Here is a 23,880-nt window from a genome sequence, read left to right as displayed (position 1 = left end):
CATGAATATGCACCCGGAGATCCAAAAGGCCATGCCGTCTGCGCGCCGCGCCGCGCGCGAAGTTCCAGCCACCACGCATATACCGTTTGTGCGTTTCCTGCCGGACGGGACATTTACGACGCGCAACGGGGATCTGGTGGCAGTGTTGGAACTCACTGGGTTCATCCACGAAACCGCTGACCGGGCCGCAATCAAGGCCGCGAATGATACGCTCGCCCGGCTTGCCTCCAGCATTGAAGACAATCGGACGGCTTTTTACAGCCATATCATTCGCACAAAAGTGAAGCTGTCCGACACGCTGCCCCCTGTGAACGGCCCCAGCTTTTCCGAAGACCTGGATCGCCACTATCGCGCCCAGCTGGACCAGGACGAGACCTATGAGCTGCGCCACTCCCTGACGATCGTGCGTCGCCCCTACACCAGTGGCAAGCGGTTGCTGGATGCCGGGTTGCGGTCTCTGCGATCAGCGACAACAGATCCGGCAACAAGTGCAACCCGCGAAAAGAACCGCAAAGCCCTGCATGTGGCCGCAGAACAGGCGATGCGGGATCTGTCCGTGTTCGGTGCGCGAAGGCTCACCGGCTCAGCGGCGGATCGCAGCCGCACGCTGTCATTCCTGTCGATGCTGCAAAGCGGGATTTGGCAAAAGGCCCCCTCCGTCTGGACCCATCTGGCCGATGCTGTACCAAACGGGCGCATTACTTTCCGCAAGGACCATGTTCACAGCTTGTCACCGGGCGGGGACAAAGATCGTTTTGCGGCGGTCTTTGCGGTCAACGCCTATCCGGAACGCTCGAAATACTACATGTTCGATGAACTGTTGGGGGAACGGTGCGAGTTCATTGCCACCCAATGCTACGCGCCGATGGACCGCGTATCGGGCGGCACAAAGATTCGTGACGCCAAACGGGGCATGGCAGATGCAGGCGATGAGGCGGAGTCGCTGCAGAAGGATTTGACAGAGGCGCGTGACGCGGTTGCCTCCCGTGCCATGTCCATTGGACGGCATCACTTCACGGTTTCTGTTCTCGGTGACACCCGCGAAGAGTTGGAAGACGCGGCCACGCGGGTAAACTCCTGTCTGACGGGTGCGGATCTGCGCACCCGGCGTGAAGACATTGGGTTAGAGGCGGCCTGGTGGGCGCAGCTGCCCGGCAACTTCGCCTATCAGACGCGGAGCAAGAAGCGCTTTGTGTCCGACAAGAACTTTGCCGACTTCGCCAACCTGCATTCCTGGCCGACGGGATCGCAGGAAAGGCTGCGTTGGGGCGGGCCTGTGGCGGCGTTCCGGACGCTGGGCAGCACGCCCTATTGGTTCTCCTTCCACCGTGAAGGGTCCGACAAATCCAAGGGACCAGGAACCACAGCAATCTTTGGGGCGACCGGTGAAGGCAAAACCCTGCTGGCCAACTTCCTGATGTCTTGCTGTTACCGCCTGCCCGAGCACCCGCATCTTATTGCTTTTGACAAAGACCGGGGATCGGAAACTTTCATTCGAGCCATTGGCGGCACCTACCTCCAGCTGAAATCCGGCATGAACCTCGGCTTCAATCCGTTTGCTGTTGCCACCGATGAGGTTGGTATCGAATGGCTTGAGGGTTTCATTCAACGCCTGACAGGTGCGGACAAACTCACACCGGAACAGGAACGGCGGATCGCAACGGGTCTCAGGCGCTTGGCCATTGGTGATCCGGCCCTGCGCACATTCTCGGATTTTGCCGACACGCTGCGGTCTGTCGATGATGCTGACGCGCCGGTGCAGCTGCTCGATGCGCTCAGTAAGTGGTATGGGACCGGTAGTCGCGCTTGGCTCTTTGACAATGCGGAAGACAGTTTCAGCCTCGATCAAGCCGTTACTGCATTTGACATGACGGCACTGCTCAAAGCGTCGGATATCCGCCTGCCCCTGCTGGATTACCTGTTTTACCGGATCGAGCGCAAACTGGCGCAGGGCAAACCGCAGATTATCATGGTGGATGAGGCATGGGCCTTGTTTGACGATCCGCGCTTCGGGCCGCGTATCCAAGACTGGATCAAAACCATCCGAAAGCTGGATGGCATTCTGGTGTTCATGTCGCAGGAAACGTCGGATGCGGCCAAATCCTCTATCTCGGACACGCTGATCCAGTCCACGGAAAACCGCATCTTCTTTGCCAACCCCAAAGCCGACCGCAAAACTTATGTGGATGCGTTCCGGCTCACTGAGGCCGAGTTCAGCGCTGTTTCGTCCATGCCACCCAAATCCCGTCTGGTGCTGATCAATGACGGCGACGGGTCAGCCGTGGTGTCAACGCGGCTTGAGCTGCCCGAACAATTCTACCGGGTTTTGTCCGCCACAGGCGACAGCGTTGCCGAGATGGACCAGCTGCGCGCCGAGCATGGCGAGGATGGCTGGCTGGACGCCTTCATGACCCCCAAAGCCCCACAGGAGACCTCCCAATGATCCGCAAACTTGTTTTCGTTGCCTTTGGCCTGCCGCTTCTCGGAGCCTGCACCATTACCGGTGATGCTCTCGATGCGCCCCGCGAGCTGAAGGCCAATTGCAATATCGCAGACGCAGAACCGGTCCCTCAGACCGGCCTTGCCACCTCTCCACCGCTCAGCATCGGCAAAATCTGACCCCTCCTCTGAAAGGACAAGACAATGAAGACCATTCTCAAAAGCACCGCCGCGGTTGTTGCACTTGCACTGGCCGGATTTGTCGGAACCACCGACACAGCCAAAGCGCAGGGTGTTCCAACCTTCAGTGCAGCAGAACATGCCGAACTGATCGCTCTGCTCAATTCCAGCGGCGAAATGGTCGGCCTGAACACCGAGATTCTGGATAACACCCTGTTGCAGCTGAATGAACTTCAGGAACAGTTGCGCCAGGCGCGGGCGACGCACAATGCCATCACGGGCGCCCGCGACACGATCGGCAACTTGTTCGACGGCGATATCACCCCGCGCAAGTTGTCCTCGTCCCTCTCTACGCTCTCCATGACCGGCAATTCAGTGAACCGCCGCCTGAGCAATCACATGGAAGAGTTGCGGGTGGATTTCCAACCGTTAAGCGGGCTGCAAGCGCTCGGGCGTTCTGCAGAAGATCCGGCCACGCGGTCACATGATCTGGTTTCCGGATCGAGCATGGCCGGATTGGCAATTGCCGAGGAAGGCTTTGCCGGGGCCGGCGAAGCGATGGAGCGGTATGACGGCTATCGTGAGCAGATTTCCGCGACCGATGATCTGAAAGCTAGCATTGATCTGAACACACGCATAGCGATTGAGAACGGCATGATGCTCGCCACTTTGGTGCAAGCTCTCTCTGCACAAGGTCAGCTGGACGCCGCAATCGTAAACCAGCGCCTGCGCGGTCAGGATATCGTCGCGCGTCAGGCGTACAGACCTGAAGGATCAAACTGATGCGCAATTCCACTCACGCCCTACTCATCGCTGTTTTCGTCGCCACATCGCTGGCGGCGGGTCAACCGGCCTTTGCTCTAACGCAGGAACAAATCGAAGAGTTGCGCCTTTTAGATGCAAAGCGGGCTTCACGTACACGCAAAGAGGCTGCCGTAAGGTTTGCCTATGCCGAGAAATGCGAAACTGCGTTTTCGGCTGGTGAACCAATGCCGGAAAGGGATCTACGTCTCACTGAAACCGTCGAAATCGACGAGGATCTGATGGGAATGTCCGTCGAAGAAATATCAGCAGAGTACGGGATCGCATCGGATGGCTTCTACGAAGCCGACCGGGCCGTGAATGCCTGCATCCGCAAATTCAGAAAAAGGAATGATGGATCATGAGCATCAGGGACTTCCTTGTTGGCACTGATGAAAGCTTTGACAACATCATCAATGGCGGCTCGCAAGAAGTATTTCAGGCGCTTGCGACCCCCAGTGCTCAATTCCTGACCATGCTCGCCGGGGCTGCTCTGGCAGTCTGGGCGGTGACCGCAGCATATCGGGGCAGCTTTTCCCTCGATGGCTTCATAATGTTCGTGTTTCGGTTCACGCTTTTCTATCTGGCGGTATCGGGCGGAGCGCTCTGGACCCAGTATATTTATCCGTTCATCACGCAATTCCCCATCGATGTAGGTAACACAATCATCAACCGGTTTGGGGGCGGTGGAAACGCTGGTGGAGTCGCCACTGCATTTGCGGATGTGGCTGACACGTCTTTCAGAAACATCGTGACGGCCATCGGGTCATATGGGGTGACGGATTACATCGCGGGCGATGCTTTGGGCGTGCTCCTATTTGCGTTGCTTGCTGCGTTCTTCATCCTTCTGATGATCATTATCGCCCTTGCCCTTCTTGTAGCCTCAAAAGTTCTACTAGCGATACTATTGGCAATTTTCCCGGTCCTTGCCGTCTGGGCCTACCTCCGAAGTTCTGCAGAAATCTTCAACGGCTGGGTGCGCGGAATAACGATGCTGGTTCTGTTTCAGATTCTGCTCTTTGGAGTCATGGGCATCGCGCTGGCTGCAACGAGAGGTGTCTCTGAATCAGTCTCAGACGGTCTCGCTTCCGGGGTAGATATACCTTTGGAAATGTTCAAGCTCGCAGGCATTAGTGGGATCACCGCTGGGTTGCTTCTGATTTGCCCGATGATCGCACAGCGAATTGGCGGCGCGGCCTTGAACCTCGGCGAGTCACAGATCAAAGGCGCAGGTGCGACAGGTATGAAAGTTCTGGGCGGCCAGCTGTCGGGCGCAAGTTCTGGCGGCAACAACCTGGGCGACGTCTCCAATCAGCGCGCGCATGCTGCGAATGAGGCCGACAGGCCATCCGCGACAGAGGCAAATAACCAGCGCATTCGGGATTCTGTAAGGCGCGGTGCTGAACGCATGGCCGAAGACGCTCGACGGCGCAGAAGCTGATCAGAACTCATTGAAATCATTGGCGGGCTGGCCCCGCAACAGACGAGGAGTCACCAGATGCAACATGCAACGGCAGATTTGAGGCCCGATCCGCTCAATCCTGACGGGCAGTATCAGGGCTCTCCCCTGCCCGATACCACCACCATCCACGACGGCCACGACCGCTGGGAAGATGAGATGTATCTGTCGATGCGGCGCAGAGCGCGGATTGCCTACGTCATCGGCGGGATCGGCGCACTGATCGGCGTCATGGGCGTTGCGGCCGTCATGGGCCTCGCTCCGCTCAAACAGGTCGTGCCCATCACAATGACGGTCGACAAGCATACCGGCCTGGTCAACGTGGAATCCCGTCTGGGTGATCTGACGCTGGACGATGATGAATATGTCACGCAGGCGCTATTGTTCCAGTATGCCCGCGACCGGGAAACCTATGACGCGCACGATCAGCGAGAACGGCTGACCGATGTGTACCGGCGAACCTGTGGCGGGGCCGCAGAGGATCTGGCTGCGCTCTATAACGAAGACAATCCCAACAGCCCCATGAACATCTATGGCAACAATGGCCGCGTCGATGTCCGTATTCGGTCTGTCACATTGAACAACGCAAATTCTGCCACGCTGCGCATCACCAAAAGCGCACGTCAACAACAGGGCGCACCGGTCACAACGCGGAATTTCGTGGTGACGATGAGATACGAGTTCGACCGCACCGGAAACATGACACTGGAAGAGCGTTGGAACAACCCAACCGGCTTTTGTGTCGCCAACTACCGACTGGATGAGGAGGCGCGATAATGCTGCGTTTTATTTGCACTGCGGCTGTGGTGTTCGCGCTTGGCGCGGCATCCGTCACAGCCGAACAACAAGGGCGGGGAACCCGCACGGACGCGCGCGTGCGGACCCTCGTGTACCACCCTGACGAGGTTTACAAGATCGATGTGTCGCGGGGCTATGCTCTCAGCATTCACCTCGAAGCCGGCGAACAGATGGTCGATGAGGTGCGGGGCGATCCCAAGACCTGGGACTTTATCCCTCTGACCGCTGGCAACGGCTTTGTCCTGAAGGCCAAACATGCTACCACGCAGGCGAGTAACCTCATTCTGCAAACCAACCTGCGCAGCTATGTGTTTCTCCTTCAGGCGCATGAAGCCGGTCCACCTGATAATGTCGGGTTTCTCTATCGGTTCAGCTATCCGGATCAGAAAAAGGGATTCAAACCGCGACAGGCTGGTAACATCCAGACTGCGTTCAACACCACCGGGCGGCCTGCCAATCTCCGATACAGCGCCAGCGGCGACAGGTTGTTACGGCCCGAAGTGGCCTTTGATGATGGGCGCAAGACCTATCTGCGCCTGAAACAGCAAAGCGTGCGGCCTGCTGTCTTTGCCATGGACGCCAAAGGGCGCGAACGTCTGGTCAACTCAACGGATCTAGCGGATGGCACCATTGTCGTGACGGGTGTTTATCCGCGCCTGGTCCTGCGTGACGGACCATACGTGGTCTGCGTGTTCAACATCCCCCTCTATGACATCGACCAGAACCGCGACCCGAATAAGCCCCGAAGGGTTTCGTCATCCACGTCGCAGCGCAATGCAGGCCAAGGTGGGGAGATCCGCTGATGTCTGAGAAAAACAAACTGCTCGAAAACCGCATCGAGAGTTTTGAGGAGGAAAAGAGCGGCCTGAACCTGCCCATGATCCTCGGCATCGGTGCATTCGTTGCCTTTCTTGGCCTGTTCCTCTGGATCAACAGCGGCGGAGATGATGCCAGCCGACGCGGCAGCATCATTCCCGAAGTCAACGAGACGCCGGATCAGCGCAATCAGGGGGGCACCCTATTCGGAGCCGTGCCGACGGAACCTTTACCCCAGGTCGAACAAGAGCCAGACCCACGCGTTGCCATTCTGGAGGCTGAGCTGGCTGAACTGCGCGAGTTAATCAAAGCCGCGCAGGCCGAGGCACCTGTTGAGGAGGCCGCCCCGCAAGCGCCCGCCTCGGATCTGGACGCCGCGGCCCTCGAAGCGCTCGAAAAACGCACCGAACGGCAAGAAAAGGCCCTTGAGGCGTTCCTAAAGAAGCTGGAAGAGGATCGCCTTGCCGATGAACGCCGTCAACGGGAACTGCTCGCGCGGATTCAGGCCAACCGGTCGATTACTGAACCGGGCCAAGCGGCAGACCCGGCACAGGAGGGCGATGCGGTTACAGAAGAAGAAGACCGGTTGACCCAGCCCTTGATCAATAGCCTTGGGCGCAGTGCGGCAGGGGCGGGTGCTGGCGGCAATGCGAACAACAGCACGGGCAACGATTTCCTCGATGCCGCTGCGTCTCGTACCGTCCAGACAGCGCGAGCGACCCAGTTGCAGGATGTGCATCGCCTGATAACCCAAGGCACCATGATACCGGGTGTTCTGGATACAGCAATATCGTCCGATCTTCCGGGGGAATTGAAAGCCACCATAAGCCGGGACGTGTGGTCTGCAGATGCCACAACGGTGCTGATCCCCAAGGGCTCAACGCTTATTGGTGAGTATTCCTCGGATATCTCCCTCGGTCAGCGCAGGGTTCTCGTTGCCTGGAACCGGGTCATCACCACAGATAAGCGTTCCATCACGATCGGCTCGCGCGGCGTCGACAGTCTGGGCCGCGCCGGTTTGACAGGCAATGTGCAGCACCACTTTGGCCTCAAGTTTGAAGCGGCGTTCTTTATCTCGATCTTCTCGGGGATTTCCAGCTTCGGCAATCGCACCCTGAGCGAGAACGATTTGTCCACCGGAACCGACGGCTTTGCGAATTCCGGTCAGGATGCCTTTGAGGAGTACCTGTCGATCCCGCCGACGATCTGGGTGAATCAGGGCGAGCACATCAACGTGTTCGTCTCGCGAGACCTCTATATGTGACGCCTTGAGCATCATTCCAGGCGGGGCGCAACATGGTTGTGCCCCGCAGCGTTTTCAAGCTTTCCATCCCTTAACACTCTTGTCCTGAAGGAGAATGCCATGAGCACCATACAGGCAAAGACCCACCGTCCTTATACGATAGCAGCGGGCGTCATCAGCATCCCGCTCTGGGCCGCGCTGTTGATAGCCTGGAAGGTGAATGGCGATATTGAAACGTGGCGGCCGTGGCTCTTGCTCAGCCAGCGCAATACTCTGCACCAGAAGGATTGGGACCTGGTGCTTTGGGGTGGCATCACGTTGGGCCTCATGACCGGCGCGGGCCTTGCGTATCTTTTTGGCGGGATGGTGTTTGGCGTGACCGCGACGGATGCCCATGGGGATGCGCGATGGGCCAAAGCAAAAGAGATCCGCGCCGCACGGTTGATCAGTGATTGGGGCCTGGTGCTGGGCAAGCTGGGCAAACCGGAGAAAAAAGCACCGCATCTGCGCGCCCATACAGATGATCAGGGCACGGTGCTGGTCTCGGGTCCGCCCCGATCCGGTAAAGGTGTTGGTATCGTTGTCCCTACCCTGCTCGACTATCCAGGCTCGCTGATCGTCTATGATGTCAAAGGCGAGCTTTTTGAAACCACATCGCGGCGGCGGTTGGAAAAAGGCGACAAGGTGCGAGTGCTGTCGCCCTTCGACGTGCAGTTTCCGAACAATCCGGACGGCTCCCTTGTCGGCCGGTCGCACAGCTTTAACCCGCTGGTAGAGATTGCGGCAATGAATGACCTGGAAGACCGGCTTGTGCGGATCTCGGAAATCAGCGCCGCGCTGCTTTCGCCCAAAAGTTCAACCGGTGCGGAAGCGTCCTTGATGGAAGATGCGCAGGAAATCTTTGAAGCCGCCACGGCTATCGTCTGCAATGAACCTGAACCGTCGCTCGGGCGCGTCCTGCAAGTGTTGACGCCGGAAGTGGCAGGCGATGATGAGATACCGGATTATAAGGGCATGTTTGCCGCCCTTGCGCCGCGCGCGCCTGATCCGGTCTCGAAAGGTGCAATGCTGCGTATGGCGGGCCAGGACAACAAACAGCTGGGGATCTACCTGTCCGTCCTGATGGGCGGTGGCCTCAACGCATGGCGCAACCCTGCGATAGTGCGCGCGACAAAGACCAATGATTTTGACTTTGAATCGATGCGGTGGGAGCCTCAAACCTGCTACATCTCAATTCCGGAGGCGCATAAGCAGGTGTCGCGACCTTTGGTGCGTCTCTTCATCCAATGCGCCATCAACGCGCTGCGCCGTCGTCTTGTGGCCTCGGGTGAGGATTTCCTGCCTGTCCTGTTTCTGATCGATGAGTTTCATTCGCTGGGGAAATTGCAAGGCGTCCTCGATGCTGTGACCACCCTGCCCGGTTACGGCGGCCGCCTGTGCCTGATTGTGCAATCGCCGGCGTCGCTGCGTGAACATTATGGGCCAGCTGGTGAGGAAATCCTGACCGAGAGTTCGCATCTGCATGTATGGCTGACCCCCAATTCCGAGGAGACCAAGCAAAAGCTGTCCAAAGCGCTCGGCAACAAGACGGTGACGCAGAAATCCGTCTCGGGGCGAAACTGGTCGAAAGAGCCCGGTCGGTCTGAAAGCTGGGCGGAAAAAAGCCGGGCTTTGCTGACACCTGAAGAAATCGGCCGGTTGGGCAAGGAAGAGGTCATTATCACCGGCAAGGGCATGTTCCCGATCCGCACAAATCGCGTGTCCTATTACAAAGACCATCGGTTCAAAGCGCTGAATAACAGTCAAAAGGGCAAGCCCTGGCCGGATGTGCCAGTGGTCAAAGATAGCGTTGTGACCCGATATGATGAATTCCTGAAGGATGCCGACTCTCTCAAATCGGCTGAGGCTGAAGAACCGGAGCCTGAGTCTGTCGCCAAATCGCCCTTGTCGCAGCCTGTAGCTGTCACTGAACCACGCTCATACGATCCTCCCGAGTATGACGGGTATCTTGATCAGGGCGTGTCCGGCTACGGATACTTCGAAGATCCGCGCGAGACTGCCGATGATGAGGAAACGGCCGAGGACCGCCAGCTAACGCAAGCAATCGAAACGGTGAAGGCCCCTAGCTTTGCGGACAACCTCGGCGACCTCTTAAACCTGGCACCGATCAGCGCAGACAGCGAGCCAGAACTTGCCGACCTGGCGCATCGGCTCTCACCGGACGAACTGATCTACAGGCTGATGCCGCTGTTTAGAGACCAACTAAACTCTACCTCGATGCTAGCGAACGGGTAGATGATTGTTGGAATTAGAACCCATAATAGTCAATATGTTACCAAAGTTTCGGAGACTGCGAACCGGTTTTTAACTTGAAATCCATCCCCCTGTCGTATATGTCTCCCCTGTCGTCTATGATCGGGTGAGCATTAGTGCAATACGGCGACCTACCGGTTCTCCGGTCCCCAGTGGGGCGCAAGAGGATCCCGACCGGAGTTCAAGCTCCCGAAGTAGGTCCCGCGGGGCCTATTTTCGTTTATAGAGGCCACAATTAGCGCCTCCGAATCTGTGCAGACGGCCCTACAGGCGGCTGAATACCACGCGCAACCGCATCAATGAGCCGTGGAAACTTTACTGGGCATGCGCGCCTGGTCATATTATCCTTCTCATATGCTGACCGGACCAGAAGCGCGACATCGGCGTTGTCGTGGCTTGAGATCATTGCCTCAAAAAACACGGCATATGGCGATGATCCAACGGGACCGCGTAGAAAGAAGAAATTGCGCCCCTTAGACTGGTAGACGCTATGTCCTCCGATTGTCTGAAACAATTGAGGAAGGCTCAGCGAAAGCTGCCATCGCCCTACGTCGAACGCGCGCCAGTCGCCCGGGCGACGACTGTAAATCAGGTCAGGTGTATGACTTTCGGGATCAAACGCCTCGGTGAAGACGTGATCTTCGAAAGCGGCGCGAACTGAATAAGCTTTCTGCTCGTGAGTGACTGGGAAAATGAATGGATCGAGATGGGTCAGATCGAAGACCTGGCCCTTGATCTTCTTGTTCTTAAAGTGAGGCATGGCGGATCAGTCTTCTTCCTTCACAACCCGCAACTTCGGCTTCCCCTTCTTGGCTGTCTTCGCCTTCTTCTCTGCAGCCTTCGCTTCTCGTTCCTCGATCTTCTCTTTAGCGAACGGCAAAACTTCCCGGATAAGTCCATCGAACGAATACTCATTCGTGAGATTGCCAGTTTCCTTATAACTTCGCTGATGTCGCTCGATCAGACCTGCGTCCACCAACCCCGTGATAACACGAGTGACATGGCGGGGACTCCGTCCAACGGCTTCCGCAATGGTTCCGATCGCCGGCCGCGGGCGGCCATCCTTGGTCCACCAGAATGTGCAAAGGAACAGAAGAATATTTACCTCAAGGGGGCTGAGGCCAAGCGCCTTCTGACGCTCAAGGATTACGCTGGGAAAAACGGTAAAACCACTGTCCATCAGCGTCTTTGACCACTTTTTCTCGTTTTCACGGAGCTGCTTTTCCTGCTCCTTCGGCTTAGCTTGCTGTGTCATAACCACACCTCTAAATCTTTGATTATCAAGTATATGCACCCTTGAACCGGGTAATACAAACTAAGGGGGATGACACCAGCGACAGGGCCCAATGGGTACTTGGATAGTCCACTTGATATCCTCACAGGGGATATGGTTGAACGGACTCTACTTTGAGTGACAGTGAAGACAGGGGGATTACTGCCATCGGTGACCGGGGGAGGCGACGTTGGTGTCGAACCCTAATGACACCTATGTCGGTACTTGAGGTGCAATTTTCTAGTGCACCGATCCCAAAAAATAGCTTCAGCGTGAAGCTTGTAACGTGCGCTAGGGCGACAGGCAATGGAACTAATGAAAAAACAGCGCCAGTTAAACCAAGACAGCCAGCAATATGAGCCTGAGCCTCCTGCCCCCGCCACCTTGACGTGGACAGGCGTGCAAATGGTTTTGACACGTCCGACAAAGCCATTTTCAAAATGACTTTAGTTACCAGTCTAGTTTAGACACTCGTGGGGATCGGAAGATAGATCAACTGCCCAATTTCCTGCCGCATCGGCTTCTAAAACAACCGTTCCGTCCCAACCCGTCGAGTAGATTGCTTTGCTTATTGTCCGTTCGTCCCACCATTTTGGCTTATCAAAGGTGCGAACAGTCTTGCTTGCTATTCTTGTCTCAGAGACTCCGGCTTCCAAAACGTCGATTACCGAGTTTCTTGGGTGCCCAAATTGCCAGGCGTTGTAGCCCCGCCTTTTACAGGCAGGACCATGTGACAACACTGCAATTTTGGGAGACATCGCTTCAACAAGCGCACTGTTGGTTCCGTTGGCGGAGCCGTGATGCCCGACTTGATAGACGTCGACGTCGAGGACATCGGTGTTCTCGTATCTCTCAACCAGTCGCTCGATGGCGGCCTTGGATCCGCTGCGATGACCAAACTCTAGGTCGCCCGTAAACAAAATGGACGCTAATCCAAATTCTATTTTGATTACTAGCGAATGATTGTTCTCGTCGGAAAAATCATCATAGTCCCACCCTGACCGATCTTCCACCTGGCCCCACAAGATGGTGATCACGGGATCAACGGCGGCGCAGTCAACCTGATCAATTATGTCGCTTGGGTCTCCAGACGGGCTTCGAGTATTGCGCTCCAATACATACCAACCGCCGACGCCATCGTCTTCCCGAGCATACCTCTTGGCAAAGTATTGTCCGTCACTTCCGGAGCCTCCTCTTTGCCCATTGTGTATAATGTTTTTGGGCTCGTACTCATCGATTATGAGTGGCACCGCGCGGGTATGATCAGCATGTGGATGAGTGAGGTAAAGTGCCTCTAAGCGATTGTCCAAATCTGGGCGAGATGCAAAGAAGTCTTCAAGATATTCGAACAAGGCTTCTTGCCCATCGTAAAGTGGAGCTCCCCACTCACTCGGTCTCCATATTTCAGCACCTGCGTCGATCAATATAGCCCCACAATCAAACTCGACGAGCGTCGCGTCGCCCTGACCAACATCAATAAAGTGCACCCTCATCTTTGACTGTGCCAACAAAGAGTGAGGGGCTAAAACTACGACAAGTACCAAAAGTGCCTTAAACATTTGAGCATCCTTCACTTGTTTTTGTTTGTAATTTTGGAAGCCTACGATGCTGAATTTGGGAAAATCAAACGCATTCACAATTTCCAACAATGCTTTTCGCTGTCCCCATGCAACAGGCCGCTCTACATGAGCTCTGGAATCCTTTCCCCAACCCGAAGCGCGTTGGCCTGAATCGTCAAAGTTGGGTTCACGCCTGATCCGGTCGGCATAAATGATCCGTCTGTCACAAAGAGGTTTTTGATTCCATGAACACGGCAATCTCGATCCAGGACGGACGTACTTGGATCATCTCCGAAACGGCAGCCCCCCGATCCGTGAAACATCCGATTGGCTGAGACACCCTTGGAGAGAAATTCCTTCAATTCTGCAGGAGCCATATCAAAAGTCATTCCACCCGCCATTTTCAGGATTTCTGTCGCCTTGATCCCTGCGTATTCACCAGCATTGATATCAAATGGATGGGGGCGGTAATGCACCACTGTACCGGGCATCTGATAGCGATCTGACGTTCCGGATTTCAGCTCAATTCGGTTATGGGCGGTCGGCATGCCTTCCCCGATATAGCTAAGATCCATCTTATGTGGGTAGATATCGTTCAAATACTGTAATGCATCGGCTCCCCAATGACGCCAAACAGCTTGCAACGGTCCCCCAAGGGCTGAAACAAGAAAGATGCCTGTTTTCAGAAATGGTGCCTCACCGTTTGAGCTATCGTTGTAGAAGTGGTCAATGAAACCAGTGTGAGGTGCATTTTGCCATGGATTGGTCGGTGTAGATGCCAGGCTTCTCGCTCCTCCCGTTACATGGAACATGATGTAGCGGCCGAGAACATCCGGATTGCCTATACCGGAGGCCGCAAGAAGGCGACAGGATTCCAGCGCCTCGCATGCGACAACAACCACGGGAGCCGACAGCGTCTCAATGCGAGCTTCGGCGGATTCAGGATCCCCAACTACAACCTCAAGCGCTTCCACGGAACCGGAATTAACAGAGATCTTTCGTACGAAAGACATAGGCTGAATAGTCAAAAGTCCGGATTTCTCCGCTTCCCGCAACAGTGTCACACGCATATCCGATTTAGCTTCAAACCGGCACGCGTAGTCTTGGCAAAGTCCGCTATGGTGACAGGGTTCTCGACCTAGATGGGTGGCGCTGTTGATAGCCATAGGCGTCGGCTTCAACTTGATAGGGCTACTGCACGCATCCAAAGCGTCTTTTATGCGTTTTTCAGCCACACTAAGACGAAGTGCTTTCAGCCCAGACTCTTTCCCCCCCGCGATCCCGATCAGTCGCTCGGCTTCTCCAAACCACGGTTCGAATTCGTCGAATGGAACCGGCCAATCTTTTAGATCGCAGGCATGATCGGGGCCAAGATCAGAATAGGTTCTGGCCTCCAGGACTTTTGCGTGTGCTCCGAACCGCGACTGCATTTCGAAGTCCACTTGTTCCATTCGAAACGAAGCGCCGCCGTAGTGCACAGTCCCACCGCCGACAAGTTGGGACATCCACCCGCGCCTGGTCGGGCGAGGCTCAGGCGCATCCTGTCCATATTCATGGTATGCTAACCACCGGAGCTCTTTCGGCACGTCCTTTTGAAGCAGTCTCTCTTTGGAGAACTTGAGTTCATCACCGCGCCCCCAACTTGAAAACCTCTTTGGCATCCCGTACGCACCGCCTTCCAAAAAGTCATCAAGCTTGAGCCTAGGTCCTTTTTCGAGTGCGAGAACGCGCATGCCAGCCCTGACGAGCTGATAGGCAGCGCAAGCTCCGCCAGCGCCGGTACCAACAACGATCGCGTCGTAGTTTACATTTTCTGGCATGGGCTTAATCCTCGATTTTCATGAAATTACTATAATACCAGCCAAGTCCCGCACGGTTCCCGCCATAGCCAGGTTCGGAAAAGAAGCCTTCTGCAATCCCCTCCCGTATCTGGTTGAATGCACGCCGCTGGTCGATTTCGGAATCCCATTCTGCATCTGAAAACTCGCGGTCTTCCAACATGGAAAGCGCTTCAACTTTTTGAGCAGCGTCGAGCAACAGGAATGTTTGCCCAAATCGAGTGTTGCTCGCGTTTGCGAACATTCGGAGGGCGGCATGTATATCCCGACCCCAGCTTGGCTGCCACACCGCACGAAACAAAATATATCGATGGATTGCAGCGTTAGATGCCTTAATCTCGTATTCCACTCCCTTCCGGCTGGTGACAGAGTTCGGGGGATACAAAACGTCAGCTATGCCGTCGATCAACGACACAAAGGGCATGCTGAAAAGGAATCGCGGATCTTCCTCGTTGGATGGCGGATCAATGGCCAAAGCATTCTTAAGTTTAGGGTGAAAAGATTTCTGAGGGGGAGATTCTAGAAAATCTGCCTTCAACGGTTCAGATGGCATAAGAGCTGTCTCCAATAGGCTTTAAAAAACATAGAGCCTCATTGAAGAAAGCGGTTGGGCACTTGTCAACGGCTTACATCTTCGCCGATGATCGCGATTATTGCTGCTTTTTTAACGACGGACGATATTTCTATGCCTTTTTCTGAACCAAAAAAAATTATGTCGGAATTCGTTGAGCGCTGGGGACAAAAGGGGATAAAGTCAACAGACGCATTCCCTTTCGACTACGAAGGTGTCCTCTACAATGTAGATGGCAGCTCTGACGATCCAAGGATCAATGGTCAACATTGGAAAGAGTTGCTTCAGTCCCGAGGCATAGACGCACCGTGTTATGTGACGAACGATACGCCTCCCGGAAACACTCATCCGGAATTTGGGGTCGGAGGGCATATGACACCCAATGAGGACGGTCAGGTTGAGATCGGCGCGGATAGCTATCTCATGCCATTGTGTCATTGGCACAACCATAAGAATCGCGATGGAGTAGCCTTTGAACATTCTGAGACCCTGATGCTGCGTTTGACTGGTTTCATGCAAAGCGAGACGGCCGCAACGTTTCGTGCCCGTCTGCCCAGTCAGGAGCGACACTCCATTGTTTACCTCAGCAATGGTAGCTGGCACACGTCCGAACTTTCTGAGGATCAAGCCAAGGCAGCAGTTGATGGCTGCCTTTCCCCGGATACCTTAGGGTGCCAACTCAATGACTATGTCATGCTCGAACGAACCGCGCAGGCGGAGGACGCAGACTATATTATCAAGAATGCTGTCATTTCTCAGTAAGTAGCCTGATGCCACCAACCTAAGTCTATTGACCTACCTACGGCTGTGGCAGAAGTTCCAACAAGGCATAGCACACACACCCTGTCAGTATGCAATACGATCCAAGTCCGGATGACAAGAAGTTGCTGGACTGGATCACAGAACGCCGAGAGCTCTTTGTTATGCCAAGGTAGCCAATTTTACGTTTGTCGCATGCGCCGCAAAAAATCCAAAGTACAAATTGAGCTCTTTGCGGCCATTCTCCGAAGGCTACTCGAACGTCGGCTTGGCCTTGCGGGCGATCTGCGCGATCGTAAAACCAACTTCGGTCACTTCCCCATCTGACGTTCAAAAACCTATCCCGCTTTCTCCCTGAGTACCCTAACGGCAACCGGCCGCCTCTGATCCCCGGTTTTCCGAAACTGCACAATCACGTCGATCATCGAGCGGCAATATTCAAGGATTTCGGAATAGGTCAGCCCGGTATCTGCCTGCATGACCATCAACGCCAAACGAGAAAGCGCAGATTCCGGTGATGCTGCGTGCAAGGTCGAGATTCCGCCCGGGTGGCCCGAGTTGATCGCGGACAGGAAATCATAGGCTTCGGCACCGCGCAGCTCCCCCATGATGACCCGCTCCGGTCGGAATCGCAGACAGGCCTTCAATAAATCGCTGCTCGATGCGTTCTTGTTGACCACCAGAGACACGGCATTCGGCTGGCTGGGCCGAATTTCCAACACATCCTCAATGGTCATGATCCGCTCTGAAGGGTCAACTTCGCCAAGACAAGCGCGCAACCAGGTTGTTTTGCCGGAGGATGTCCCGCCCGACAAAAGGATGTTCCATTTGGCCTTGACGGCCGCGCGCAGGAAGTCACTAAAACCTTTGTTCTCGTATGCTTCAAATACAGCCTCATCGGCGGGATCAACGCCAGACTTCAGGTCACCCATGTTGGCGTCCAGATCCGGCAAGCCTTGCATCAGATCATCAAGAGACAGTTGCTTTGCCACGGCCCGGCGCAGGGCAAATGCAACGCCAGCCTCAACAGCAGGTTTGACCGCGACCTGCGCCCGCCACAATGACCCGTCGATTTCGAACTGCGAACCGGCCAGCGGCGTTTTGCTGGAAATGGGATTTTCACCGGCCAGGTCCTGCGCGAGCGCCAAAGCGTCGTCTTCTCCCATGGGCTCGTCCAGCTGACGCATGGCGGGCTCGCCGCTGCGCTCAATCCAGAGTCTGCCGTCGGGATTCAGGACGATTTCAGACAAGAGGGGATCGGAGAGCAATTGCCCTCCGAACACCCGATTCAACGCGCTTTCGAGATGACGGCTCATCGACCGATAACCCGGTCGCCCTTGGCCCGTTCTTCCCGCTCCCGACGCCGCTGCTCCTGCACCGCAGGATCTCGGTCAATCTGTCGATCAAGGTTCTTCACATCCCAGGCTGTGCGAGTGACATTGACGCGTTCTGGTTCGTCGGTCTCCGGGTTCCGGCGTGACCGGGTGACTTCCTCTTTGCCCGCTTTGACGAACGTTGCGGTGTCACCAACTGAGATGTTGTTCCGTGCCATCTGGTCTTGCAGTGCGGTGCCCCAGATCCGTTCTGGCTCGTCCATGCCCTCGACCTTCATATCCACATAGAACGACTTGCTGTTTGGATCGTCGGGGCGCACCAGAGCCTCTTTGGCATCGACGATGACACCCGTGACGCCGGCTTCAATGGAGACCTCCTGCCGAACGGTGCGGGCCTGCTGGCCTTTTTCTTCTGGCCGGTCTTGGCGCGCATCTCGTTTGATGCGCGCAGTCTCTTGCAAGGGTAGAAGCTCGCGTTGTTCCTCACGTGGCGCGCGCTCGATATCAGTTGCTTTCCAGGCGCGGCGGTTTGCCTCGATGCTTTTCTGTTCGCCAGTCTCTGGATCAACCTTGCTGACCGTCACTCTCTTGTAGCCGTCATGGGTAAGTGTGGCCGTATCACCGATGTTGAGATTTTCACGCTGCATCATGTCAGGCAGATCGACGCCCCAGACGCGGAAAGGTTTGTCCCGGCCCACCACCTTCAGATCGACATAAGGTGACAAGCTGTCTTTCTCGTCTTCTTTGTAGAGCGCAGACCCAACCTCGACGATCTGCCCGCGTACACCTGCGTTCAGATCAGGGCGTTGCGGTGCATTGTCGGCCGCGCGGGCGTCTGAGGCCCGGCTTTGACGTTCTGGGCCCGGGCGGGTTTCTTCCGCTCCGCGATCCGGCGCGCGGCCTGTCACCCGCTCCTGCACCCGATCTTCAATCTCAAGCAATCGTCCACCGATCGCGGCGCGATCAAAACCCTGCCCCTTCATGGTCTGGATTTCATCCTGAACACCGGTCTTGATCTTCTCTTGCAGGAAGTCGTCTCCCCTGCCCTCTGCAAAGGCGCGGTTGATGTCGCGGATTTCGCCACGGGCATCGCGGTAGATCTCAGAAGCATCTTTGTACGCGGCCTTCATGTCGATCCGCGCCTGGTTCTCGCTCAGCGAATGCGCGTTGGCCAAGGTCTTTACATCGCGTTCAAACCAGTTCTCGCGCGTCTGCCGGTCTACATCGGCGCCATTACGGATGCGCGACAAGACCAGATCGCCATTGATGCCCATCGCTTCGAACCGCTCGGCCACTTGCCTGTCGGCCTCCTTCAGCACAGCCTTGGTGGCAGCAGCGCGCGGATCGTTTGCATCGGCCTGCCCCCGACCCTCTGAGCCGGCCCGCGCCGGCCCGATGGGCTGGGTGCGCGTTGGATCTGCTGCGTCTTGTTCTGCTGCGCGACGCTGGCGTGTCGGATCAAGGTCATCGCGGCCGACCTCAATTTCGTCGTCCCGTTCCAGCCGCTTGCCAAAGAACGTCCTGGTCTCTTCATCCATAAGCTGCTCATAGTCCCGCAGGACCCGCGAAATCGCGGCCTCTGTTTGACTGCGCTTGTCTTCGTCCTCCATGGCTTCGGCCTTGTCGTCCATGCCGGTGATAAACTCACGGACATCGGTTCCAATGGCCTTCATCTCATCATCAATGGCCGGGGCATGTGTCGGGTCCATCTGGTTGGCGACTTGTTGATTCATTTCGATTTCCTCTGATCTAAGAACCCCGTCCGTCACCAGGATCGATGCTGCGCCGAGTACAGCTTTGCTTATGGCCCCAAGGGTCTCGGCACGCCCTGGGTATTCGGTTGTGAAAATGCCCTGCTCAAATCCGGCGTGATGCGACCGGAGTGTTTCGCCCAGGGCGGCATAGTCTGCATTGCGTTGATCACTCATGACCTGCAGCTGGTCCGGCGCGACAGGTTGTTGTCGGCCGATCCCAAAGAAGGGAAAACCGCTGCGCTGCTCTGGGGTTGGCCGCTCACGCAGATCCCGGCCGTCACGCCGTGCATGAACCCGCGCGCTGCTTTCGCGTTCGGGGCGCAAGTTGCGGCTAAACCGACTGGTCGCGGTCAGAACAATGCCGACGTCCCGCGCGGTTTCAACCTGTAGTTCTCGCAGATCCTGCGTTGTGATCCCGTACGGGCTCAGCTGAAGGGTCTTGCCCGACGCTCCTGCCCGGCTGATCACCAGATGGGTATGCGGGTGGCCGGTATCTTCGTGATGGGCCATCACATATTTATAGCGGTCGCCGTAGTCGCCATTCGTCAAACGCGCGCCGAAACTGCGCGCGGCCTGCTTCGCGGCCTCCCGGTCTGTGTCTTTGGAGTAAGACAGGATGACGTGATAGCTGTAGTTGGTGACCCGCGCGTCCATCCGATCCCAATCCTTCGCCCATTCATTCTGGACGTCGCGCAGTCCCTCCATCCCATGCGTCAACTCGCCGGTATCACCGCGTTCCATTTCTACGGTGCCCTTGCGCGTGATGTAGGATAGCTGGCCGCCCAGACTGCCGGATGCCGTGACACCGCCACCTCGGACTATCTTGACCACTGCCTGGTTGGTCAGGAGCGCATTGGCAATCAGTCCTGCCGCGCTTGGCCGCTGTGCCGACCGACGCCGCGACCGCGCCGGGTTTTGGCCAGGCCGCGGTTTCAGGTTCGGGATAAGCTGAAACTCTCCAAACAGCGCGTCCCAGGCCGGATCATATGCGGAGGCCAGGCTAGTCATACCTTAGCCTTCGCCCTGGGTGACACACGTGACGCACGCTGTTTCTCAGCCAGCCGCTCGATCTCTAATGCACGGGTAAAAGACCTCTCATGGGCGGCGTCGGAGTAATCTTCGATCAGCCGGCGCAACTCCCGAACCTCGTCCTTCATCGCGGCCAATTGATCTTCGGCGCGCTTGTTGAGCCGAAACTTCCCGGCATTTGCGGCGCGGGTCATCTGGTTGAGGTTATTTGCCATGCCGACCAACTGAGCCAGGTGCTCTTTGAATTGCTGTGTTCGGAACTCTTCTTTCGACGGAATACCAAAGGCTATGCGAATACAGACACGCACCAATCCTGTCACACTGCGCAGCTGCATGGCCTTGCTGCGTTGTTTGAGGAACGCCAATTCGTCCTCATCAAAGCGCATGGTTGTTGTGACTGATTTGGGTACGCCTTGTGGCATCGGGGCTTTCTCCACGATCAGAAATCGTGCGTGGCCCCGTCAGACCGCGCGTATGTTAATTCAAGTGTAAGTTGATTTGGTGGCCGACTGCAAGTCTAACAGATTGTCGATAGCACAATCTGTATTATCCCGCAAAGCAAAGTAAGCGTAGGATGTAGACAGTCTGTAGCGGGAGACACAGCCGCTTGTCGCGCACCACTCACCGTCTGGCGTCTGCCCCAGGGCAAATGCCATTTTGGTGTCGCCGTCTGTCTGGCGGGCTTTGCCAGATGGCACATGTCACCAGACCATTGGCAAGTTCCATATGCCAGATAATCGCCAACAATCTGGCATATGGCACACGTCTGTTGGCAATACCCTTTTGGCCTTCCTGGTTATAGACGGTTGAGTATTGCTTAGAAAAGCAATAGCGTCTGTGTCAGCGCGGGTGACGGGTCGCGCGATAACTTGCAATCGCAAGCCCGGTTGTGACACGCCGCTGCGCGGCGTGGCTTTCGGGCGTAGACCCGGAGACCAAATTGAAAATCTATGCAGCCGTAAACTCCAAGGGCGGAGCTGGTAAATCTTCCATGCTCGTCGCCTTCGCTTCCGCTTTGCACCATCAAGGCAAACGTGTCCGTATCCTCGATCTGGATTCACAAGGCACACTATCGGAATGGTTGAATCCTAACAATGGGCTGGAGCCAATCCCTATTGATGAACTGCTGATCGAGGCCGGCCAGTTTGCCAAGGAAGATGCGGAGAATGCCAAACTGGCTTATGCCCACATTCTTGAGGCAGAAAAGGCGGGGGGCTTTGACTACCTGCTGATCGACACCAAAGGCGAACCCAGCATGACGGCCGCGATGGCGATGGCAGTGGCCGACTTGGTGTTGTGCCCCTCTGACGGCTCATCGGCGGAATACAAACCCATCATGGTCACATTCAGATCGTGTGAGGCGGCGTTACAGCAAATCGGCAGCTCCGCAGACCCGAAAGAGAAGTTTCGGATTGTGTTCACCCGGCAATCTGTCGCGCAGTCAGCCGGAATCCATAAGGGCAAACAGGCGCTGGAAAAGCAGTTTCAGTGTGTCGGCGGCATCGCCGACACAGCGGCTATGGATGACGCGCTGCGGACGGGCACAACGATCGGACGGTTGATGGGCTTTGCAGAGGAAGCCATCCAACAGGCGGAAACCCAGACGGCCAGGTCAAATGCACGGCGCATGGCGGATCGGTGCAAAAAGGCGCTGAGCAATGCCGACTATGTTTTGAACGCTTTGAAGGAAAGCGAGGTGCAGCATGTCGCGGCCTAAGGATATCGACAGCCTGCTGTCTGGATCAACGTCGGACATCGCACCAACAGTGACGGATCTGAGCAAGCAGGCACAAACCGAACCTGCAGCTGAGGCAAAGCCGGAATCTGAGCCTTCCTTAGAGGCGAAGACTGACCCGGTGGTAAAAACGACACCGACCGCAAAACCAAAACGGCTAACTCCGGCCCCTGCGAAACCAAATCAGAAAGTTCCTGCCCAGCCCAAAAACCTAAGTGCTGCAGGGCAACCAATCAGGGTTCAGATTTCCACCTCAGACGGCAGTGAGATTGCGGCGGCACTGGAAGAGGTCCGAAGCAACATACCTGCCGCCTTCCAGAAAAACTTTAACCTTGGAGCCTTCTTCAAAGAGGTCCTGCAAGACAACGATGCCGCCATTGCGGCCATGATCCGGAACAACCTGAATGGGGATGCACAATGAGCAAGCGCAAAAAAGCCACGAATGAAACCAAAAGCGTCGTGCGTACTCCTATCCGCTTTCAGGTATCAGCCCTTGAAGGCGGTGAGGTAGAAAAGGAATTTCTGGACCTGCTGGAAGATGTTCCGCCTGCATTGCGAGCGAGCGTGAACGTCGGAAGGTTGTTCCGGCAAGTGATGTTGGAGAACGACAAAGAAATTGCCATGATGATCCGCACGAAATTAAAGGAAAAAGAGGTACATTGATCGCGTTTTGTTCTGTCGCGACAAACCTCCAAAGTCACGCTGGTGGCCAAGGCACTGCTGGCCGAGGGTTAACCACAGGCTGACGCGGAGATATTTGGGATCTCTGCTTGAAGCCTGCTTCGGTCAGGCCAATTTCGCCCAAGGTTGAAATTGCCCAGACTGGATAACCCTCGGCCGCGCAAGCGGAGGGGACATTCCATAGTTTTTTGGGTCTGCTTTTGTTGTGAGAAATGAACAAGCAAGGGAAAAGGGGGCGCTCATGCGCCACCCCCTTTCAATTCGGCCATTTTCTCGGTCAACGTCCAAAGCGCGCGGTTCAGCGCTTTGTTCTGGTCGATCCCTGCAACGGCGCGGGTCCGCTGACGGCGGGTCCGACCATCGGCTGTCCGGACGCGCCCCGAAATTCCGCCGCGGATGACGTTTTCCTGAACCACATTGAACGCGGTCCACAGATCATCGGTGCGGTCGGCGTTGCGGCGCGTGCTGAGCAACCGTGTCGCATCAATTGGCGCAGGTTTTCCGTCTTCTTTGGCCGCATCGGGGAAACGCAACTGGTGTGCGGCTTCGGCCAAAATCTTCCGTTCCGCATCGTTCACGGTGATGGCCTTGAAATCCTGCACCTGCTCCGTGATTTCTTCGGCATCGTCCAAAACGGTAAACGCACCTTCGATGACTTCGGACACCGCGTTTCCCGAGTGCCGTACCTTCACCTCGTTAAAGGTATCGCCCACCATCAGGCCATTTGCGCAGACAAACCGGAAATAGCCGGGGATCATCTGATAGCTGCTGGTCCCGTCATTGGCGTTGACCAGTACAATTTCGAAGGACTCGCCGTCGCTGTTGGTGATCGAGCGGTGACGAAGCCGCAGCATGTGCTTGGTAAACGCGGCCTTGCCCGGAACACGGGTGTTCGCCTGCTGGGCATAGAACGGGTCAAACCCCTCTTTCCTCAGCCCGTCCAGAACGTTCACGGTCGGAACCGGTACAAAGCGGTCTGAGCGACTTTCGTGACCTTCGGTTGCAAAAATCGATGGGACAGCTTGGTGCAGCTGGTCGTTGGTCAGCGCCTCCCCTGTCACCAGTCCGCCGCATGACATGCCCCGCATGTAACGATTGTAAGTCATCTGGAATATTCCTCTGTGGTGATGCGGTGGCCGATCTGCGCCCGACCTGTCCGCTTGCTGCTTGTTGTGAACACAGCAGGCCAATGAAACGGCCTGCTGGACTGACATCAGCCACCCTCGCCCCTCCGCGTTTTTCCCGGCGAAGGAGGGGGGCCGATGGAAAAGATCCGGATCTGATCGGAGGACTGGGGG

22 protein-coding genes are annotated in these 23,880 nt (G+C 56.2%); 13 read left to right on the top strand and 9 right to left on the bottom strand.

Annotated features, from left to right (window positions below):
* Position 1: 1 nt before the first annotated feature.
* The 9 genes from ACR0EV_RS22910 (at position 2) to ACR0EV_RS22870 (ending at position 10,031) form a co-directional block, all read left to right on the top strand.
* Positions 2–2,443 (top strand): VirB4 family type IV secretion/conjugal transfer ATPase, encoded by a 2,442-nt coding sequence (locus tag ACR0EV_RS22910; RefSeq protein WP_480802212.1) that lies wholly within the window; start codon positions 2–4, stop codon positions 2,441–2,443.
* Positions 2,440–2,619, top strand: coding sequence for a hypothetical protein (locus tag ACR0EV_RS22905; RefSeq protein WP_480802211.1), 180 nt, complete (start codon positions 2,440–2,442; stop codon positions 2,617–2,619). The genes ACR0EV_RS22910 and ACR0EV_RS22905 overlap by 4 nt, the downstream gene beginning before the upstream one ends.
* A gap of 24 nt (positions 2,620–2,643) precedes the next feature.
* On the top strand, positions 2,644–3,402 hold the full coding sequence (locus tag ACR0EV_RS22900) for a type IV secretion system protein (RefSeq protein WP_480802210.1): 759 nt from the start codon (positions 2,644–2,646) through the stop codon (positions 3,400–3,402).
* Positions 3,402–3,785 (top strand): hypothetical protein, encoded by a 384-nt coding sequence (locus ACR0EV_RS22895; RefSeq protein WP_480700022.1) that lies wholly within the window; start codon positions 3,402–3,404, stop codon positions 3,783–3,785. Before ACR0EV_RS22900 ends, ACR0EV_RS22895 begins: the two co-directional genes overlap by 1 nt.
* Positions 3,782–4,861 carry a type IV secretion system protein gene (locus ACR0EV_RS22890; protein WP_480802209.1) on the top strand — a complete coding sequence of 360 codons (1,080 nt, stop codon included), beginning with the start codon at positions 3,782–3,784 and terminating at the stop codon, positions 4,859–4,861. Before ACR0EV_RS22895 ends, ACR0EV_RS22890 begins: the two co-directional genes overlap by 4 nt.
* Positions 4,862–4,918: 57 nt before the next feature.
* Positions 4,919–5,656, top strand: coding sequence for a VirB8 family type IV secretion system protein (locus ACR0EV_RS22885; protein ID WP_480802208.1), 738 nt, complete (start codon positions 4,919–4,921; stop codon positions 5,654–5,656).
* Entirely contained in the window at positions 5,656–6,480 is an 825-nt protein-coding gene (locus tag ACR0EV_RS22880; RefSeq protein WP_480802207.1) for a TrbG/VirB9 family P-type conjugative transfer protein, read from the top strand. The genes ACR0EV_RS22885 and ACR0EV_RS22880 overlap by 1 nt, the downstream gene beginning before the upstream one ends.
* Positions 6,480–7,757 carry a TraB/TrbI/VirB10 family type IV secretion system protein gene (locus ACR0EV_RS22875; protein WP_480802206.1) on the top strand — a complete coding sequence of 426 codons (1,278 nt, stop codon included), beginning with the start codon at positions 6,480–6,482 and terminating at the stop codon, positions 7,755–7,757. Before ACR0EV_RS22880 ends, ACR0EV_RS22875 begins: the two co-directional genes overlap by 1 nt.
* Positions 7,758–7,856: 99 nt before the next feature.
* Positions 7,857–10,031, top strand: a complete 2,175-nt coding sequence (locus ACR0EV_RS22870; protein ID WP_480802205.1) for a type IV secretory system conjugative DNA transfer family protein — start codon at positions 7,857–7,859, stop codon at positions 10,029–10,031.
* A 253-nt stretch (positions 10,032–10,284) separates the two neighbouring features.
* Here the strand turns inward: ACR0EV_RS22870 and ACR0EV_RS22865 are convergent, their stop codons facing one another.
* From ACR0EV_RS22865 to ACR0EV_RS22845, 5 genes are all read right to left on the bottom strand, one after another.
* Positions 10,285–10,809 (bottom strand): hypothetical protein, encoded by a 525-nt coding sequence (locus ACR0EV_RS22865; RefSeq protein ID WP_480802204.1) that lies wholly within the window; start codon positions 10,807–10,809, stop codon positions 10,285–10,287.
* A 6-nt stretch (positions 10,810–10,815) separates the two neighbouring features.
* The gene (locus ACR0EV_RS22860; RefSeq protein ID WP_480802203.1) at positions 10,816–11,304 is read right to left on the bottom strand and encodes a helix-turn-helix domain-containing protein; all 489 of its coding nucleotides are present in this window, start codon (positions 11,302–11,304) and stop codon (positions 10,816–10,818) included.
* Between the two features lie 476 nt (positions 11,305–11,780).
* Complete coding sequence (locus tag ACR0EV_RS22855) at positions 11,781–12,959, bottom strand: ComEC/Rec2 family competence protein (protein WP_480802226.1); 1,179 nt, start codon at positions 12,957–12,959, stop codon at positions 11,781–11,783.
* Between the two features lie 44 nt (positions 12,960–13,003).
* Positions 13,004–14,701 (bottom strand): GMC oxidoreductase, encoded by a 1,698-nt coding sequence (locus tag ACR0EV_RS22850; protein WP_480802202.1) that lies wholly within the window; start codon positions 14,699–14,701, stop codon positions 13,004–13,006.
* 4 nt (positions 14,702–14,705) lie between these two features.
* Positions 14,706–15,272, bottom strand: a complete 567-nt coding sequence (locus ACR0EV_RS22845) for a gluconate 2-dehydrogenase subunit 3 family protein (RefSeq protein ID WP_480802201.1) — start codon at positions 15,270–15,272, stop codon at positions 14,706–14,708.
* 87 nt (positions 15,273–15,359) lie between these two features.
* Between ACR0EV_RS22845 and ACR0EV_RS22840 the strand changes: the two genes are divergently transcribed.
* Positions 15,360–16,052, top strand: coding sequence for a hypothetical protein (locus ACR0EV_RS22840; protein WP_480802200.1), 693 nt, complete (start codon positions 15,360–15,362; stop codon positions 16,050–16,052).
* Positions 16,053–16,387: 335 nt separating this feature from the next.
* Here the strand turns inward: ACR0EV_RS22840 and ACR0EV_RS22835 are convergent, their stop codons facing one another.
* From ACR0EV_RS22835 to ACR0EV_RS22825, 3 genes are read right to left on the bottom strand one after another with little or no spacing between them, the layout of a single operon-like run.
* Positions 16,388–17,365: an ATPase, T2SS/T4P/T4SS family gene (locus ACR0EV_RS22835; protein WP_480802199.1), complete on the bottom strand. Its 978-nt coding sequence runs from the start codon at positions 17,363–17,365 to the stop codon at positions 16,388–16,390.
* The gene (locus ACR0EV_RS22830; RefSeq protein WP_480802198.1) at positions 17,362–20,145 is read right to left on the bottom strand and encodes a relaxase/mobilization nuclease domain-containing protein; all 2,784 of its coding nucleotides are present in this window, start codon (positions 20,143–20,145) and stop codon (positions 17,362–17,364) included. Before ACR0EV_RS22830 ends, ACR0EV_RS22835 begins: the two co-directional genes overlap by 4 nt.
* Entirely contained in the window at positions 20,142–20,588 is a 447-nt protein-coding gene (locus ACR0EV_RS22825; protein WP_480802197.1) for a MobC family plasmid mobilization relaxosome protein, read from the bottom strand. Before ACR0EV_RS22825 ends, ACR0EV_RS22830 begins: the two co-directional genes overlap by 4 nt.
* Positions 20,589–21,106: 518 nt before the next feature.
* Here ACR0EV_RS22825 and ACR0EV_RS22820 point away from each other — a divergent pair.
* Genes ACR0EV_RS22820 through ACR0EV_RS22810 form a run of 3 tightly spaced genes read left to right on the top strand, consistent with a single transcriptional unit; the run spans position 21,107 to position 22,564 of the window.
* On the top strand, positions 21,107–21,883 hold the full coding sequence (locus ACR0EV_RS22820) for a ParA family protein (protein ID WP_480802196.1): 777 nt from the start codon (positions 21,107–21,109) through the stop codon (positions 21,881–21,883).
* Positions 21,870–22,322: a hypothetical protein gene (locus ACR0EV_RS22815; RefSeq protein ID WP_480802195.1), complete on the top strand. Its 453-nt coding sequence runs from the start codon at positions 21,870–21,872 to the stop codon at positions 22,320–22,322. The genes ACR0EV_RS22820 and ACR0EV_RS22815 overlap by 14 nt, the downstream gene beginning before the upstream one ends.
* Positions 22,319–22,564, top strand: coding sequence for a hypothetical protein (locus ACR0EV_RS22810; RefSeq protein WP_480802194.1), 246 nt, complete (start codon positions 22,319–22,321; stop codon positions 22,562–22,564). Before ACR0EV_RS22815 ends, ACR0EV_RS22810 begins: the two co-directional genes overlap by 4 nt.
* A gap of 257 nt (positions 22,565–22,821) precedes the next feature.
* Here ACR0EV_RS22810 and ACR0EV_RS22805 read toward each other — a convergent pair whose 3' ends face one another.
* The gene (locus ACR0EV_RS22805) at positions 22,822–23,688 is read right to left on the bottom strand and encodes a DUF932 domain-containing protein (protein ID WP_480802193.1); all 867 of its coding nucleotides are present in this window, start codon (positions 23,686–23,688) and stop codon (positions 22,822–22,824) included.
* Positions 23,689–23,880: the final 192 nt, after the last annotated feature.

The organism is Ruegeria sp. CF8, from assembly GCF_056537285.1.
This window is presented reverse-complemented; position numbering and strand designations above follow the sequence as displayed.